The sequence below is a fragment of the Sphingobium sp. EM0848 genome (genome assembly GCF_013375555.1).
Classification (GTDB): Bacteria; Pseudomonadota; Alphaproteobacteria; order Sphingomonadales; family Sphingomonadaceae; genus Sphingobium.
The window spans coordinates 708,642-724,801 of sequence record NZ_JABXWB010000005.1; the positions used below are offsets into that span (position 1 = coordinate 708,642).

Annotated in this window: 14 protein-coding genes; 9 read left to right on the top strand and 5 right to left on the bottom strand. The window is 66.0% G+C overall.

What is annotated here, in order from left to right:
• Positions 1–62: 62 nt before the first annotated feature.
• Genes hpnA through HUK73_RS21470 form a run of 7 tightly spaced genes read left to right on the top strand, consistent with a single transcriptional unit; the run spans position 63 to position 7,719 of the window.
• The gene (hpnA, locus tag HUK73_RS21445) at positions 63–1,067 is read left to right on the top strand and encodes a hopanoid-associated sugar epimerase (protein ID WP_176593853.1); all 1,005 of its coding nucleotides are present in this window, start codon (positions 63–65) and stop codon (positions 1,065–1,067) included.
• Positions 1,064–2,206: a glycosyltransferase gene (locus HUK73_RS21450; protein WP_176593854.1), complete on the top strand. Its 1,143-nt coding sequence runs from the start codon at positions 1,064–1,066 to the stop codon at positions 2,204–2,206. The genes hpnA and HUK73_RS21450 overlap by 4 nt, the downstream gene beginning before the upstream one ends.
• Positions 2,206–3,042: a squalene synthase HpnC gene (gene hpnC, locus HUK73_RS21455; protein WP_176593855.1), complete on the top strand. Its 837-nt coding sequence runs from the start codon at positions 2,206–2,208 to the stop codon at positions 3,040–3,042. Before HUK73_RS21450 ends, hpnC begins: the two co-directional genes overlap by 1 nt.
• Entirely contained in the window at positions 3,039–3,866 is an 828-nt protein-coding gene (hpnD, locus tag HUK73_RS26950) for a presqualene diphosphate synthase HpnD (protein WP_255326479.1), read from the top strand. The genes hpnC and hpnD overlap by 4 nt, the downstream gene beginning before the upstream one ends.
• Positions 3,863–5,119 carry a hydroxysqualene dehydroxylase HpnE gene (hpnE, locus tag HUK73_RS21460; RefSeq protein ID WP_369805590.1) on the top strand — a complete coding sequence of 419 codons (1,257 nt, stop codon included), beginning with the start codon at positions 3,863–3,865 and terminating at the stop codon, positions 5,117–5,119. The genes hpnD and hpnE overlap by 4 nt, the downstream gene beginning before the upstream one ends.
• A gap of 9 nt (positions 5,120–5,128) precedes the next feature.
• Positions 5,129–7,066, top strand: coding sequence for a squalene--hopene cyclase (gene shc, locus HUK73_RS21465; RefSeq protein ID WP_176593857.1), 1,938 nt, complete (start codon positions 5,129–5,131; stop codon positions 7,064–7,066).
• A complete protein-coding gene (locus HUK73_RS21470) occupies positions 7,063–7,719 on the top strand; it encodes a phosphorylase (protein ID WP_176593858.1) in 657 nt (218 codons plus the stop codon). Before shc ends, HUK73_RS21470 begins: the two co-directional genes overlap by 4 nt.
• Here HUK73_RS21470 and hpnH read toward each other — a convergent pair.
• Complete coding sequence (hpnH, locus tag HUK73_RS21475; RefSeq protein ID WP_176593859.1) at positions 7,716–8,861, bottom strand: adenosyl-hopene transferase HpnH; 1,146 nt, start codon at positions 8,859–8,861, stop codon at positions 7,716–7,718. The two genes, HUK73_RS21470 and hpnH, sit on opposite strands and share 4 nt — an antisense overlap.
• Before the next feature lie 8 nt (positions 8,862–8,869).
• Positions 8,870–9,868, bottom strand: coding sequence for a 4-hydroxy-3-methylbut-2-enyl diphosphate reductase (gene ispH, locus HUK73_RS21480; protein ID WP_176593860.1), 999 nt, complete (start codon positions 9,866–9,868; stop codon positions 8,870–8,872).
• A gap of 187 nt (positions 9,869–10,055) precedes the next feature.
• On the opposite strand from ispH, the gene HUK73_RS21485 reads away from it, so the two are divergent.
• Positions 10,056–10,655 (top strand): ABC transporter substrate-binding protein, encoded by a 600-nt coding sequence (locus HUK73_RS21485; RefSeq protein WP_176593861.1) that lies wholly within the window; start codon positions 10,056–10,058, stop codon positions 10,653–10,655.
• On the top strand, positions 10,652–11,584 hold the full coding sequence (locus tag HUK73_RS21490; protein ID WP_176593862.1) for a VacJ family lipoprotein: 933 nt from the start codon (positions 10,652–10,654) through the stop codon (positions 11,582–11,584). The genes HUK73_RS21485 and HUK73_RS21490 overlap by 4 nt, the downstream gene beginning before the upstream one ends.
• Positions 11,585–11,685: 101 nt before the next feature.
• On the opposite strand, the gene HUK73_RS21495 is transcribed toward HUK73_RS21490, so the two are convergent.
• From HUK73_RS21495 to HUK73_RS21505, 3 genes are all read right to left on the bottom strand, one after another.
• Positions 11,686–14,253: an MMPL family transporter gene (locus tag HUK73_RS21495; protein ID WP_176594751.1), complete on the bottom strand. Its 2,568-nt coding sequence runs from the start codon at positions 14,251–14,253 to the stop codon at positions 11,686–11,688.
• A 32-nt stretch (positions 14,254–14,285) separates the two neighbouring features.
• The gene (locus tag HUK73_RS21500) at positions 14,286–14,792 is read right to left on the bottom strand and encodes a DUF2141 domain-containing protein (protein WP_255326480.1); all 507 of its coding nucleotides are present in this window, start codon (positions 14,790–14,792) and stop codon (positions 14,286–14,288) included.
• Between the two features lie 81 nt (positions 14,793–14,873).
• Positions 14,874–16,139, bottom strand: a complete 1,266-nt coding sequence (locus HUK73_RS21505; protein ID WP_176593863.1) for an MFS transporter — start codon at positions 16,137–16,139, stop codon at positions 14,874–14,876.
• Positions 16,140–16,160: the final 21 nt, after the last annotated feature.

Sequence of the window (16,160 nt, forward strand, 5' to 3'; positions counted from 1 at the left end):
TTCCGTCTGCGGGAATAGGAATAGCATGAACTGTGGGCAAGCGTGCGGATGTTCGGTCGGAAATGTTTGAATCCAGCGGCCTGATTCTCGTGACCGGCGTGTCGGGCTTTGTCGGCTCGGCGGTTGCCCGGGCGCTTGCGGGCCGTGGGTGCAGGGTGCGCGGCCTTGTCCGGGCCAGCAGTTCGCCGGTGAACCTCGTGGATTTCCCCGGCGAGCTGGTCGAGGGGGATGTGCGCGACAGCGTCGCCATGGAAAGTGCCCTAAGGGGCGTCGGCACGCTGTTCCATGTTGCCGCCGATTACCGGCTCTGGGCGCCTGATCCCGAGGAGATCGTGCGCAACAATCTGGCCGGCACGCAATGCGTCATGCGCGCGGCGCTGAAAACGGGCGTGGAACGGATCGTCTATACCAGCAGCGTTGCCACGCTGAAGCCCTCCGATGCCGGTGCGGTCGATGAACGGGCAGCGGCGGCCCCTTCCGAAGCGATCGGCGCCTATAAGCGCAGCAAGGTGGTGGCGGAACGGCTGGTGGAGCAGATGGTCGCGCAGGAGGGGCTGCCCGCCATGATCGTCCAGCCATCGACCCCCATCGGCCCGCGCGATGTCAAGCCGACGCCCACGGGCAGGATCATCGTCGAGGCGGCGAACGGCAGGATGCCCGCCTATCTCGATTCCGGCCTCAACCTCGTCCATGTCGACGATGTTGCCAGAGGACATCTCCTCGCACTGGAAAAGGGCGGGGTCGGGGAGCGTTATATTCTGGGCGGGCAGGATGTGATGCTGGGCGACATGCTGGCCGAAATCGCCGTCCGCATGGGGCGCAGGCCGCCCCGCCTGCGCCTGCCGCGCGCGCCGCTCATGCCGCTGGCATGGGTCAATGAAGGGCTGGCCCGGCTGTCGGGTAAGGGCGATCCCTTCCTCACCCTGGATTCGTTGCGCATGGCGCGGCACCGGATGTTCTTCAGTTCGGAAAAGGCGGCGCGAGAGCTGGGCTATGCCGCCCGCCCCTGGCAGGAGGCGATCGGCGACGCCATCGACTGGTTCCGCCAGACGGGGATGATCCGATGATCGCGCCGGGCCTTGGCATGGCGGTGCTGGCGATATGGCTTGGCCTGCTGTTGGGCCGTGACGGCTTCTGGCTGGCGCGGGAGCGGGACGACAGGGACCTGCCGCCATCGCTGCAGCGCTGGCCCGATGTGACGGCGGTCGTCCCCGCCCGCGATGAGGCGGATGTCATCGCCCGATCCATCGGCAGCCTGATCGCGCAGGACTATCCGGGCCGGTTCCGCATCCTTCTGGTCGATGACAGCAGCAGCGATGGCACCGGCGCCATCGTCTGTTCGCTGGGATCGGAAAAGGTGGAGGTGCTGACCGGCCAGCCCCTGCCCCATGGCTGGACCGGCAAGCTCTGGGCGTTGCATCAGGGCATCGCCCATGCCGGCCCGGCGCCGGTCTGGCTGTGGCTGACCGATGCCGATATCGCTCATGCGCCGGACACATTGCGGACGCTGGTGGCGCGGGGGGAGGCTAAAGGCCAGGAGCGGGCGCTTTCGCTGGTCAGCTTGATGGCCCGGCTGCGCTGCGATACCCTTGCGGAAAGGATGCTGGTGCCGGCTTTCGTCTTCTTTTTCCAGATGCTCTATCCCTTCGGACGGGTGAACCGACCGGGTGGTCTCGGCGCGGCGGCGGGCGGTTGCATGCTCGTGCGGCGGACGGTGCTGGAGCAGGCGGGCGGGATCGGCGCGATCCGGGGCGCGCTGATTGACGATTGCACGCTGGGCGCGCTGCTCAAGCGGCAGGGGCCAGTCTGGCTGGGCCTCACCGACCGTTCGGTCAGCATCCGGCCCTATCGGGACTTCGCCTCGGTCGCGGCGATGATTTCGCGGTCGGCCTATGCGCAGCTTCGCTATTCGCCCTGGCTGCTGGCGGCGACGCTGGCGGGGATGATGCTGGTCTATGCCGCGCCGCCCTTGCTGACCCTGTTTGGACAGGGGCTGGCGCGCTGGGCGGGGCTGGCAGCGTGGCTGGCGATGGCCTTGTCCTTCCAGCCCATGCTGCGCTTCTATTGCCGCAGTCCGCTCTGGGGCGCGGCTTTGCCGGTGATCGCGGCTTTTTACGCCGGATGCACCCTGCTATCAGCGTGGCAGCAGTCACGCGGTCGCGGGGGCATGTGGAAGGGGCGGGCGCAAGCGGGAGCGGGGAGCTGATGGACGCGGTAGAACTGGCATCGGGCCCATTGGCATCGGGGAAGGGGCATCGCGACGAGAATTTCCCCGTCGCCAGCCTGCTCATCAAGGCGGAATATCGCCCGCCGATCATGGCCTTCTATCGTTTCGCGCGGGCGGCGGACGACATTGCCGACCATCCTTCCGCCACGGCGGAGGAAAAGCTGGCCCTGCTCGCCCGGATGCGCGGGGGGCTGGACGGTGACGGGACGGTGGAGGCCATGGCGCTGCGGCAGGCGATGGCGGCGCGCGGCATCGATCCGGTCCATGCGCATGATCTGCTGAACGCCTTCGTGCGCGACGTGACCGTGGGGCGTTATGCCGACTGGGACGATCTGATCGGCTATTGTCGCTATTCGGCCATGCCGGTGGGGCGCTTTGTGCTGGACGCGCATGGTGAGGACAGGGGCCTATGGCCCGCCAATGACGCGCTGTGCGCCGCGTTGCAGATCGTCAATCATCTTCAGGATTGCGGCAAGGATTATCGGACGCTCGACCGGGTCTACATCCCGCTCGATACCGGGCTGGATGTCGCTGAACTGGGAGGCGACCGGGCCAGCGAAAGGTTGCGCGCCATTATCGCCGGTCTGGCACGGCGGACCCGCGACCTGCTCGACCAGTCGGCGGCGTTCGCGGCGCTGATCCGCGACCGGCGGTTGGCGGCGGAGGTGGCGGTCATCCATCGGCTCGCCCGCAGCCTGACCTATCGGCTGGAAAGGCGCGATCCCTTGAGCGAGCGGGTGCATCACGGCAGGATGGAGGCGCTCTTCCTTGCCACGGGCGCCGCGCTTCCCGCGCTTTTCCGGCGGGCGGCATGAGCGAGGCGGCGGTGGCAGCGGGCGCATCGCGCAGTTCCTTCTACGCGGGGATGCGCGTGCTGCCCAAGGTTGAGCGGCACGCCATGTTCGCCATTTACGATTTCTGCCGGATCGTCGATGACATCGCCGACGACCAGCAGGGCAATCGCACGGCGCGGGCCGCGCAGTTGGACCAATGGCGCCGCGATCTCGACGCGCTCTATGCCGGGCGCGACGCGGGACAGGCGAATTTCCTGCGTTCCGCCGTGGATCGCTTCGACCTTGACCGCCGCGATTTCGAAGCGGTGATCGACGGCATGGCGATGGACGTGGATCGCGACATATGCTGGCCCGGCGAAGCGGAACTGGACCTCTATTGCGACTGTGTCGCCTCCGCCGTCGGGCGCCTGTCGGTGCGGGTCTTCGGCATGGAGCGGGAGCCGGGCCTGGCCCTGTCCCACCATCTCGGCCGGGCGCTGCAACTGACCAACATCCTGCGCGACATAGACGAAGACGCCGCCATTGGCCGCGTCTATATCCCTGCCGAGGCCCTGGCGGTGGCGGGGATCGTGCCTGCCACGCCGCAACAGGTGGCGGCCGATCCGCGCATGGACGTGGCCGGCCGCTGGCTTGCCGCCCGGGCCGAGAGGCATTTCAATCAGGCGGGCAAGCTGCTGGCCGACCAGCCGCGAGGGCTGCTGATCGCGCCCCGGCTGATGGAAATCGCCTATGCCCGGCTGTTGACGCGGATGATCCGCACCGGCTGGGCGCCGCCCCGGCAAAGGGTGCGCACCAACAAGCTGAGGCTGATCCTGACGGTCGCGCGATTGATGGTGACCGGGTGAAGGCTGGCCGGGCGATTGTCGTCGGCGCGGGTCTGGCAGGCCTGTCCGCTGCTGTCCGGCTGGCGGAGGCGGGGGTAGCCGTGCGGGTCATGGAGGCCGCCGGCCAGGCCGGGGGGCGCTGCCGATCCTATCATGATCCGCAGATCGGCCTGACCATCGACAATGGTAATCATCTGGTGCTTGCCGGCAATGACGCGGTGCGGCGCTTTCGCGAAAGGATCGGCACCCGGGAACCGCTGGCCGGGCCGGACCATGCCGATTTCCGCTTCGTCGACCTTGCCCGTGACGCGCGATGGACGGTCCGCATCAATGACGGCGCGCTCCCCTGGTGGATATTGTCCCGCAACCGGCGCGTGCCGGATACGGGGGTGAAGGACTATCTGGCGCTCGCCAAGCTGCTCTGCGGTGCGGCGGGGGACAGAGTCGGCGACCGGATCAGTGCCGCAGGAACCCTGTGGTCCCGCCTGATCGATCCGGTGCTGCTTGCCATCCTCAATACGCCGTCCGCGAAGGGTTCGGCGAAACTCACCGCCGCCGTCCTGCAGGAATCGCTGCTGCGCGGCGGGCGGGCGAGCCTGCCGCGCATCGCCCATCCCGGTCTGGCGGCGGCCTTCATCGATCCGGCGCTGGACTGGCTGGCGGCGCAGGGGGCGGTGGTGGCGCTGGGCCGCCGTCTCCGCGCCATCGGCATGGAAGGGGATCGGGTCGCGGCGCTGGACTGGGGCCGTGGGGCAGAGGTCGTGCGGGAGGATGAGATCGTCGTGCTCGCCGTTCCCCCGGCTGTCGCGGCGGTGCTGTTGCCGGGGTTGACCGTGCCCGATGCTTTCCACGCCATCGTCAATGCGCATTTCGCGGTCCCGCCGCCTGCGGATGCGCCGCCGATGCTGGGTGTTTTGGGCGGAACGGCGCAATGGCTGTTCGCCTTTTCCGACCGCATTTCCGTCACGGTTTCGGCCGCCGACGCGCTGGTGGACATGGATCGCGAAGCGCTGGCACGGTGCTTCTGGGACGATATTCAGCGGGCCTATGGCTTTTCCGCGTCCATGCCACCTTGGCAGATCGTGAAGGAAAAGCGGGCGACCTTTTCCGCCACGCCCGAACAGGACGCCCGCCGCCCCGGCGCCCGGACGCCCGCGCGGAACCTGTTTCTGGCGGGCGACTGGACGCAGACGGGCCTGCCCGCGACCATGGAGGGCGCGATCCGGTCCGGCGAAACGGCCGCGCATATGGCCATCAAATGGCTCAGGGTATAGGAGACCGACATGGCGACGCTCCCCGTTTCCGCCACGCCTCTCGCGGCCATCGACGCGGCGGTCGATCGCGCCGCGGCGGCCCTTGTCCGGGCCCAGCGGCCGGATGGGCATTGGGTGTTCGAACTGGAGGCGGACTGCACCATTCCAGCCGAATATGTGCTGCTGCGCCATTATCTGGGCGAGCCGGTCGACAGCGTGCTGGAGGCGAGGATCGGCCGCTATCTGCGCCGCATCCAGTCCGCCGATCATCATGGCTGGGGCCTGTTCCACGCCGGAGCCTTCGATGTCAGCGCCAGCATCAAGGCCTATTATGCGCTGAAAATGATCGGGGACGATGGGGAGGCCCCGCATATGGCCCGTGCCCGGGCCGCCATATTGAAGGCGGGCGGGGGGGAGGCGGCCAATGTCTTTACCCGCATCCAGCTCGCGCTGTTCGACGCCGGCCCATGGTCCGCCGTGCCGACCATGCCGCCGGAGATCATCCTGCTGCCGCGCTGGTTCCCGATCCACCTGTCCAAAATGTCCTATTGGGCGCGGACCGTGGTCGTGCCGCTGCTGGTGCTGTGCGCGCTGAAGCCGGTGGCTCGGAACGCGAAGGGGATCAAGGTCGACGAGCTTTATACCGGCAGGCCCGCCCACCGAAAGACGCAGGCGGCTGACCCTAAATGGATGTGGACCATGGGTTTCAACGGTCTGGACAGGCTGTTGAAGCTGGTCGATGGCCTGTGGCCCCGCAAGCTGCGACGGCGCGCCATCGAGACATGCACGGCCTGGGTGACAGAGCGGCTGAACGGTGAAGATGGGCTGGGCGCCATCTATCCCGCCATGGCGAACAGTGTGATGATGTTCGACCTGCTGGGCTATGCGCCGGATCATCCGCATCGCGCCATCGCCCGTCAGTCGGTCGAAAATCTCCTCGTGATCCATGAAGAGGAGGCCTATTGCCAGCCCTGCGTTTCGCCGGTGTGGGACACCGCCCTTGCGGCCCATGCCATGATGGAAGCGGGTGGAGAGGCGAATGAGGCGCGGGCGGAGGCGGCCCTCGACTGGCTGACGCCCCGCCAGATTCTGGACGTGGAAGGTGACTGGGCGGAGGAACGGCCCGGCGTGCGGCCCGGCGGCTGGGCGTTTCAGTATAATAACGACCATTATCCCGATCTGGACGATACGGCGGTCGTGGTCATGGCAATGGATCGCGCGCAGGTCGCGGACCGCAGGCCGATCGACCGGGGCGTCGAATGGACCGTGGGCCTGCAGTCGAAAAATGGCGGCTGGGGGGCGTTCGACGCCGACAATGCCTATGATTATCTCAACAACCTGCCCTTTGCCGACCATGGCGCGCTGCTCGACCCGCCGACCGCCGATGTTTCGGCGCGCTGCGTTTCGATGCTGGCGCAGCTGGGTGAGCCGCTGGACAGCCCGCGCATGGCTGCGGCCATCGACTATCTGCGCCGGGAACAGGAACCGGAAGGAAGCTGGTTCGGCCGCTGGGGCGTCAACCATATTTACGGCACATGGTCTGTGCTTTGCGCTTTCAACGCGGCGGAGCTGGACGCCAGCGATCCGGCGGTGGCGCGGGCGGTCGGCTGGCTGAAGCGCATCCAGAATGAGGATGGCGGCTGGGGCGAGGATTGCGACAGCTATGCGCTGGATCGCAAGGGCCATGTCCCGGCGCCCTCTACAGCATCGCAGACGGCCTGGGCGATGCTGGGGCTGATGGCTGTGGGAGAGGTGGATAGCGACGCCGTGGAGCGCGGCGCGGCATGGCTGGCCGATCGTCAGGAAGCGGACGGCCTTTGGGGGCAGGAACAGTATACCGGCGGCGGTTTTCCGCGCGTTTTCTATCTGCGCTACCATGGCTATCCCAAATATTTTCCGCTCTGGGCGATGGCGCGCTACCGCAATCTCAAGCGCTCCAATCTGCGCCGCGTCACGGTCGGCATGTGACGCTGATCGTCGCTTGCGGGCTGAAGCGGGAGGCGCGGCTGCTCGACCGGCCGGGCCGCGACCTGTTCGTCGTGGCGGGCGGCGGGGATAGCGCGCGGCTGGAGCAGGAACTGGACGATCGGGCCAAAGCCTTTCCCGCCATCATCCTGTCCTGCGGCATTGCGGGCGCGCTGGCGCCTTCGCTGCGGTCTGGCGATCTGGTTGTCGATGGCGATGCGGGGCTGGTGGCTCGTCTGCGGCAGCACCTGCCCCATGCCATTTCCGGCGAAGTCTTCGGCAGCGACGCCATTATTGCTACCGCACGGGTGAAGCGGGATCTGGCCGGACGCTCTAACGCCATCGCAGCGGACATGGAGAGCCATGTTGCCCGGCGGGTGGCAGTTCGCAGGCAGCTTCCCTTCGTGGCAATCCGGGCCATTGCCGATTGCGCCGATGATGACCTGCCTCCCGCCGCTCTGGTCGGGATGCGGCCCGATGGCGGGCTGGCCCTTGGCGCCGTCCTGCTTTCGCTGGCGCGGCGGCCCGGTCAGCTGGGGGCGTTGATCCGTACCGGACGGCAGGCGGATCGGGCGCTGCGCAGCCTGTCGCAGGCCTTCGACATACTCATGCGCGCGGAGTTCGACCGTCTGGAACCGGCGGCAGCTTCGATTTAACGCCGGCCCGCCACACGCTTGGCCGCAGCGGGATCGGCGGCCTCTATCTTCGCCAATTCCCGTTCGACATGGGAGGAATAGACCTGTTCGGCCGGCCGTTGCCGGGACAGGTCGATGTCGGGCGCCATGGCGCCCTCCGTCCGCACGCCCTTTCGTGCCACAGACAGCATTTTCAGCGGATGACGGATCGCATCGGTGGCGGCGGTGCCTTCAAAGCCGCAATGAGTCATGCAATTGGCGCATTTTTCATATTTGCCGACGCCATATTGCTCCCAGTCGGTGCCCTCCATCAGCTCCGCGAAACTGTCGACATAGCCTTCGCCCAGCAGATAGCAGGGCTTCTGCCAGCCAAAGACGGTGCGCAGCGGCATCGACCAGGGCGTGCATTCATAGCTCTGGTTGCCCGCCAGGAAATCCAGGAACAGGGGCGAGTTGGTGAAGGTCCACGCCTTGCCCCCCTTGCCCCGCCTGAACACGTCGCGGAAGAACTGCTTGGTCCGTTCGCGGTTGAGGAAATGGTCCTGATCCGCCGCGCGTTCATAGGCATAGCCGGGAGAGACGGTGATCTCGACGCCCAGTGCTTCCATCTTGTCGAAAAAGGTCGCCAGCCGCGCCGGGTCCGCGCCGTCGAACACGGTGCAGTTCACCTGCACGCGAAACCCCTTTGCCTTGGCGAGATGGATGGCCTCCACCGCCACGTCATAGGTGCCTTCCAGATCCACGGCTTCGTCGTGCATCTGCCGGTCGCCGTCCAGATGGATCGACCAGGTGAAGAAGGGCGAGGGCTGGTAATCGTCGATCTTCTTCTTGAGCAGCAGGGCGTTGGTGCACAGGATGACCAGCTTCTTCCGTTCAAGGAAGCCCTGCACGATCTGCGGCATCTCCCGATGCAGCAGCGGCTCGCCCCCGGCGATGGACACGGCGGGCGCGCCGCATTCGTCGATTGCCGCCATGCACTGGTCATAGCTGAGGCGCTGGTTGAGGATGGCGTCGGGATAGTCGATCTTGCCGCAGCCGGGGCAGGCGAGGTTGCAGCGGAACAGCGGCTCCAGCATCAGGACGAGCGGATATTTCCCGCCCCTGATATGCTGTTTCAGCGTATAGGCGCCGATCCGCGCCAGTGAAGATAATGGCAGGCCCATGATATTTCCTACTCGGCGGCGGATGCGGTTGGGGCAGCCGGATGGCGCAATGCGGCGGGCAGGCGGAACTGGATGGTTTCCTTCACTCCCTCCAGTTCGGACACGGTGACGGGACGAAGACGACGCAGCGCCGCGATCACGCTGTCGATCAACTCGTCAGGCGCGGAGGCGCCGGCGGTGATGCCTACCGTATGCACATCGTTCAGCCATTGCGGGTCGATGGCGCTGCCATCGTCGATCAAATGGCTTTCCACACCCATTTCCGCGCCGATTTCCCGCAGCCGCATGGAATTGGAACTGTTGCGCGCGCCTACGACCAGCAGCAGGTCGCTGACCGATGCCAGTTCCCGCACCGCCGTCTGCCGGTTTTGCGTGGCATAGCAGATATCGTTGACCTCCGGCCCGGCGACGTCGGTGAAGCGCTCTTGCAGCGCGGCGATGACATTGCGGGTATCGTCGACGCTGAGCGTGGTCTGCGTCACATAGGCGACCGGAACATCCCCGGCGATCGGCAGTGCGTGCACATCCTCGGGCGTCGAGACGAGGTGGATCGGCGCATCGATCTGACCGATCGTACCGATCACCTCCGCATGGCCGGGATGGCCGATCAGGATCAGCGTCCGTCCCGCCTTGGCATAATGACGGCCCTGGAAATGCACCTTGGTCACGAGCGGGCAGGTGGCGTCGATGGTCGGCAGATTGCGCGCCCGCGCCTCTTCCTCGACCGATCGCGCGACGCCGTGCGCGCTGAAGATCGTCATGGCGCCGGCTGGAATTTCGGACAGTTCGTCCACGAACACCGCGCCCTTGGCCTTCAACTGGTCGACCACATGTTTGTTATGAACGATTTCATGCCGGACATAGACGGGCGCGCCGAACCGTTCGAGCGCGCGTTCGACAATTTCAATGGCGCGGGTAACGCCCGCGCAGAAGCCGCGCGGATTGGCAAGCACGATCCGCAACGGTCCGCCTAGGTTGGAATTCGGACTATCCGTCACCACCGACATCTCCCTTATGGGACTGGGCACCTCAGCCCTGATAATGTTTTAACGTCGCTGGGGAAAGGGGCGGCTTCATTACAAAAAAGAAAGAAGTTGGAGATGCGGTGCTGCTGGTTCTTGCCATATCGGCCGGGGATGGTGCACCACGGTCGGCGCAGAGGGGATTGCGAGCCGACATTGACGGAGTTCATGCATGCGCCATCCGATTTTAACGTTTAACCTGCTGTTATCGCTCGCCCCTGTGGCTGCGGTCGCGCAGACCGCCGATCCGGCGCGCACGACCGTTCAGCAGTTGGATGACGATCTGATCCGGGTGATGAAGGCCGGCGGCACGGTGCAGGCGCGCACGGCGGCGCTGACCCCCGCGCTGGACCAGGCGTTCGACCTGCCGCTGATGACGCGGTTGGCGGTCGGGCCGAGCTGGACGAAGCTGACCTCTACGGATCAGCAGGCGCTGCTGCGCAGCTTCCGGCGCATGACGATTTCCCAATATGCGCGCAATTTCGACAGTTGGTCGGGCGAAAGCTTCACCCTGGACCCGCAGGTGCAGCAGCGCGGCGGTGACAGGCTGGTGCGGACGACGCTGAACGTGCCCCGGCAGGCGCCTGTCGCCATCAGCTATCGCCTGAGGCAGAGCGGGAGCGCGTGGAAGATCATCGATGTCTTCTACCGCAATTCGATCAGCCAGATCGCGACGCGCCGGTCCGACTTCGCGGCGGTGCTGCAAAAGGGCGGCGCGACAGCGCTGGCGACGCATATGGATGCCATAGCGGCCAAGGGCGAGAAATTTTGATCCTTCCGCTGATCGCTCCGGTTGCGCTGATGGCGGCGCAGGTGGAAACCCCCTTGCCGGTCGAGGCTGCGGGCAGCCAGCCCGTTCTGGTCGTTCCGCCTTCGTCGCAGGCCGTTGTCGTCCCTGCCGATGCCGCTTCGTCCCCTGTGATGACGGGCGCGAAGGACGAGATCGGCGCGGATGAGGTCAAGGTCGAGAAGGACCCGCTCGAGGGCTTCAATCGCGCGATGTTCGGCGTCCACCAGACAGTGGACAAGGCGATTTTGCGGCCGGTGGCGATGGGCTACAAAAAGGTGGTGCCAAAGCCGATCCGGTCGGGCGCGCGCAATGCGATCAGTAATCTGAGCGAACCCTTCATCTTCGTGAATTTCCTGTTGCAGGGTAAACCGGGCAAGGCGGTGGAGACATTCGCGCGCTTCATCGTCAATTCGACGCTGGGGATTGCCGGATTGTTCGATATCGCGAAACGGAAGGACTTCAACCTGCCGCACCGGGCCAATGGCTTTGGGACCACCCTGGCCATTTATGGCGTGAAGGCGGGACCCTATCTGTTCCTGCCCCTCATCGGTCCGACGACGCTGCGCGATGTGCTGGGCAAGCCTGCCGATGACGGCCTGTTGCCGCTGGCTGTCGGCAGGCCGTTTTCGACCTGGGAATATCAGCTTTCGACCGGGCTGGTCGGTGGTCTCGATATGCGGGCGGAAGCGGACCCGGAATTGCGCGCCCTGTTCGGGGATGCCGTCGACCCTTATGCGACGCTGCGATCAGTCTATCTGCAAAATCGCGCGGCGGAGATCGAGGAGATCCGTGGCAGGCATGCACGGAAGAAAGCCGGCGATCTGCCCGAACTGAGTGAGCCATTGACCGATCCCGTGCCGTCCGATGCGCCGGAATTGCAGGACCCCATGGCTGATCCCGCTGTGAACTAGAGCAGATTCCGATCCGATTGCATCGGCTCGACTGCTCTGGAGTTTTTTGATTTGACGCATTTTCCGAGTCAGCAGGCGATTCCACCTGCTTTGAAAATGCTCTAGCTCTCCTTCGCCTTGCGCGGTGGCCCCAGCAGCGCCGGTTCGAAGATCAGGGCGCAGATCAGCGTCCAGATGAGCGAGAGCATCAGGATTTTGCCCATGCTGGCGGTTCCGGGGTGATGGGACAGCCACAGGCTGCCGAAAGCGGTGCCGGTGGCGAAGGCGCTGAACAGCACTGCCCGCGCCAGACTGGATTGCAGCAGGCCGGTCGCGCCACCGCGCCAGGCCATGACGAAATAGATATGGAACGCCACGCCCACTCCGAACAGCAAGGGGAAGGCGATGATGTTGGCGAAATTGATCGGCTGGCCGATGAGAACGCAACTGCCCAGCGTCAGGAAGATGGAGAGGATGACGGGGGCGAGGGTGAAGGCCACTTCCTTCACGTCGCGCAGGACAAGAAACAGCAGGACGCTGACCAGTAGGAAGGCCAGCACACCTGCCTGTACGAAGGCGCCTGCGACGGTCCCCGCTGCGGCCTGCGTCGCGACCGGCAGGCCCGATATGGCGGGCGTGACCGTGGCGACGGCATCGCGGAACTGCCGGATGACGTCATTGTCATGGGCATTGCCGCTCGGGAATAGCTGAAGCCGTGTGAGGCCGGTCGGCGTCACCCAGTCACGGACCAGATTGGGCGGAAGCGTCTCGCGCGTGACCGGGCCTGCCTGCAAGGCTTGCCTGATCTGGTCGAGCATGACGGTCAGGGGGCGGGACAGCATGGCGTTGACGGCGGCCCGTTCCGCTGCTGACGCCATGCCCAGCCGGTGGAGGGATGTCGCAAGACGGCGTGCAGCACTCCCTTCGGCGCCCGGACGCCCGGCGATGGCCGCGCGCAATTTCGTCTCCGTGCCCGCAATGGCATCCCGCAATTCGGCATCGGTCGGGGGCGGCGCGATATCGAACGGGTTGATCGTCAGGTCCAGCAAGAGCGATGCATCCTGGATGAGCGCCAGTTTGGCTTCCTGCTGTTCCGGCACGAAGCTGTCGAGTGAGACGACATGCGCGACTTGCGGCAGGGCGGAGAGGCGCTGCGTCAGTTGACGGGCCTCGGCCGGATTGGCGGCAAGCACGTCGATCACATTGGGGGTCCGGTCAGGATCGCGCGTCAGGTCGCCGAGCGCGCGCATCGCGGGCGCATTGGGATCGCGCAGGTTCAGCGGATTGAAATCGAACTTGGCCCATGGCAGCAGCGCAATGCCCGCCGCCATGGCGATGCCGAAGGCCCATAATATGGCGCGGCGCCTGCGTTCCAGAAAGCGGTCGACCGGGGCGAGCGCCCTGAAACCGACCTCGCGCCGGGGTTTGCCGGGGCGCAGGAGCAGGATGAGCGCAGGCAGCAGCGTCAGGCTGAACAGCAGCGCCACGACCATCCCCAATCCGGCGATCACCCCCAGTTCGGCAATGCCGACATAGGCGGTGGGCAGGAAGGCGCCGAAGCCCAGGAAAATGGCGCCCGCCGCCAGCAACAGCGGCGCGCCCAGCGCACTGGCGGTCTGGCGCAGAGCCGCGTCGGGTGCCGCCCCCGCCGCCCTGTCGGCATTGAAGCGCACGCAGATCTGGATGCCGAAATCCACCCCCAGCCCGACGAACAGCGGAATGAAGGCGACCGAGATCAGGTTGAACCGGCCGATGGCCAGCAGTCCGATGGCGCTGGTGACGATCAGGCCCGAGATGATGGTCAGCAAGATCGCCGCCACCAGTCGCACCGACCGGGTGGCGAGCCACAATGTCAGGAGCATGGCGCCCAGCATGACCAGCGCGACCAGCCCGATATTGTCCTGAAGCGTCGCAAATTCCTCGTCAGCAAGCGGAACCTCGCCGGTCAGGCGGAGCCGGACGCCATGCGCTTCGTCAATGGCGAGCGTCTTGGCGGCCTTGGCCACGGCGTCGCTTGCCGCTTCGCCCGGCATCAGCGCGCCACGGTCAAGGATGGGTTGCGTCAGGATCAGGCGCCTGGTCGGCGGGCTGAGTGCCTTGCCCTCGCCCGCGAACAGCCTTTGCCACGAAAAATGCGGCTTCCTGCCCGCTAGCGAGCCGTCGATGGCCTTGCTCAGCGCAGCGAGCGGCCGGTCGATGCGGCTCAAGGGAATTTCGCCCGCTTCGACGCCGTCCAGCATGGTCGAAAGGGCGGTCGTCACACCGCGCAGGCTGGGGTCGGCGGCGAGCGGCCCCAGCATCGGCTGCGCGTCGATCATCGCGCCGGTCGTGCTGCGGACATCCTCGATCGATCCGAACAACAGACCCTCGCGCGCAAAGAAATCGCCGCCATCAGGGCGCGTGACCAGCCGGAATTGCGCCTTGTCCGCGCTGAGGCCAGCCGAAAGTCGGGCCGCCGCATCCTCCGCCAGTTCCGGCGTCTCGCCATCGATGATGATGAGCATATTGTCGCGCAATTGTGGAAAGGCACGCTCCATGCGCCGTTCCTGCGCGCGCCAGCCGACCTTGGAGGAGATCAGCGCTGCCGTATCGGTCGTCATCGCGATCCGATCGGTCATGACGAACAATGCCAACCCGCTGACGATCAGCCCCAGCAATAGCGTCAGCCATGGCCGGCGGATGCTGGCCATGACGAGCGCGGAGGGCGAAAAACGCGTCGCCCTCACTGGCCGGCCGGCCCTTTCGCGCCCAGGAAATAGCGGAGATTGAAATGGATTGTCTGCCCCCCGCCATCATGGCTGAACGCCGCCTCGGCGAATTTGGGCGGTCCGAAACCGATCTTGGCGTCGTTGGAAAAGCCGACGCCTTCCTTGGGGATGCCGAACAGGGCGCGGTCCACCTTGCCATTGCCGTTCTCGTCCAGAAAAGCCTGTACGGCATAGCGTCCGGCGGGGAGGGACGGCACGATGACGCGGGTGACGCCCACCTTGGCCGGGGCGTCCGCCGAATAGGGGCAATCGTCCTTCAGGAACCGGCTTTCCGGACAGATGTCGACATGCACCCGGCCCTTGCCGACGCGAATATTGCCGACGTCGATGATCAGTGCGCCGGTGCCGGGCGCGCCAGCCGCAAGCAGCACGGGAACGAGGCAGGACAGCAAAGCGAGGCGGGGGAATGAAGGATTGGCGAGCCCGTCCGTCCGACCAGGAAGGCTCTGTTTCGGCATCATAAACTTGGCTTCCCCGCATGTTCAGGCTGCACGGCGCGCTGTCGGACAGCTAAAGCAACTGACGGGCGGAAGCCACAGGAATCACTCTCCTGCCGTGATCCAGTCCTTGCGCAGCGCCTTGCCCGCGAGCGCCATGAACAGCCCGGCCAGCAGATAGAAGCCCAATGCGGCGACGATGGCGTAGCGCAGCGCTTCATTGCCGAACTGCGGCGTCAGGGTGTCGGACAGCGCGCCGACGCACCAGCTGCCTAGCCCCAGCCCCACCAGATTGTTGATGAGCAGGAAGGTCGCCGATGCACTGGCGCGCATATGCGCGGGGACAAGATGCTGGACGGCGGTCAGGACCGGGCCCAGCCAGACATAGACCAGCGCCTGCGGGATCAGGAACAGGCAAAAGGCGAAGGTGACGCTGTCCGACAGCACGCCGATGACGAACAGCGGCATGCCGACAATATAACTGATGGCGGGAACCCAGGCATAGGCGGCCTTGTCGCGGCTGCCCAGGCGATCGCCCAGCCAGCCGCCCAACAGCACACCCGCCACGCCGCCGATCAGGAGCAGCGCGCCCAGAAACTGGCCCGCGCCGATCAGGTCGAGATGGAAGCTGCGCATCAACAGGCTGGGGAGCCAGAAGGCGACGCCGTATCCGCATAGCGACGAGCAGGCCGCACCCAGAGCGAGCAGCCAGAAGCTGCGCTTGGCGGCCAATATGCCGAAGACGGCGGACACCGGAATGGCGTCACCCTGCATCGCCGGACGGGCAGGCTCGCGTACGGTGAGGCGGAAGAGCGGGGCGATCAGCAGGCCGGCCAGCCCGACGGCGATGAAGGCCGTCCGCCATTCGACAGTTTGCGCAATATAGCCGCCCAGCAGAACGCCGCCCGCCGAACCCAGCGGAATGCCGAGCGAATAGATGGACAGGGCGCGGGCGCGCTGTTCCTGCGGGAAATAGTCGGAAATGACGGCATAGGAGGGGGCGACGCCGCCTGCCTCGCCCACGCCGACGCCGATGCGGAAGAGGAACATCTGGGCAAAGCTGCCCGCCATGCCGCAGAGCGCGGTGAAGCCGCTCCACAGGGCAAGGCTGACGGTGATGACCCAGGTGCGGCTGGCGCGGTCAGCCAGCAGGGCGAGCGGGATCGCCAGCGTCGAATAGAGCAGCGCGAAGGCGATGCCGCCCAGGGCGCCAAGCTGCGTGTCGCTAAGGCCCAGTTCCGCCTTGATCGGACCGGCGAGGATGCCGAGGATCTGCCGGTCGAGAAAGTTGAAGGTGTAAACCAGCAGCAGCATGGCAAGGACGAGTGCACGATAGCCGCTGCCTGCCGCTTCCCGCGCCTGTCCTGTCATGCTGCTGTTGCCCCCTTTTGG